Origin of the sequence: Grimontia marina (genome assembly GCF_900060185.1) — a bacterium.
Lineage (GTDB): Bacteria > Pseudomonadota > Gammaproteobacteria > Enterobacterales > Vibrionaceae > Enterovibrio > Enterovibrio marinus.
The window spans coordinates 1-748 of record NZ_FIZY01000214.1 but is presented as its reverse complement, the minus strand read 5'-3'; the positions used below and the strand labels follow the sequence as shown (position 1 = coordinate 748).

General features: G+C 49.1%; 1 protein-coding gene. It reads left to right on the top strand.

Annotated features, from left to right (window positions below; genetic code table 11):
- Positions 1-543, top strand: a 543-nt coding sequence (locus GMA8713_RS27895; RefSeq protein ID WP_084387852.1) for a Mobile element protein, incomplete at its 5' end; no start/stop codon positions are given.
- Positions 544-748 lie beyond the last annotated feature (205 nt).

Sequence of the window (748 nt, the reverse complement as noted above, 5' to 3'; positions counted from 1 at the left end):
CGCCTGCTGAATCAACATATTGCCACTGAAGCGAATCGTGAAGACCAGTGTACGGGACACTTCTGGGAAGGGCGTTTTAAAAGCCAAGCTTTGCTCGATGAAAAAGCCTTGGCTGCGGCGATGGCCTATGTTGATCTCAACCCCATAAGGGCAGGCATGACAGACTCGCCCGAATCCTCTGACCACACATCAGTTAAAGCCCGGATAGAAGCCCTGCATAGCGACCATACCCATGCTGAAGGACTGCTTGTTTTTGCGGGGTACCCGCGAAAAGACATGCCTGACGGCATTCCCTTTCGTTTAATCGATTATCTGGAGTTGGTTGACTGGACGGGCAGGCAAGTGCGTGATGATAAAAGAGGCCATATTTCTGATACGCTACCGCCATTGCTGGAGCGCCTTGGCATTGAACCAGCTTTGTGGTTAAAAACAGCGTCAAACATAGAGGTTGGAAATATGGTGGGTTCCGAAACGTCCATCAAAGCAGCCTTGCCGCTTCTTCAGCGTCAAAGGGCATCGGGTCTGCGCCTGCCTGACAGTTGATCCCTCTTTATTCTGCTATTTTCTGTCAATCAGGCCTAAGCCTGATGTTTTTGTTGCTTGAAATCTAGGTAAATCGTAACGAGCGCTACCCAGACTGAGAACTAAGGTGATATTTTCAAACAGTTGCAACTGAGCATTGTGTTCAACACGTTGTGGGGACTCGGCTCTTTGGTTGCTTTCTTAGAGTGTGTGTCCCTGTTAGTTT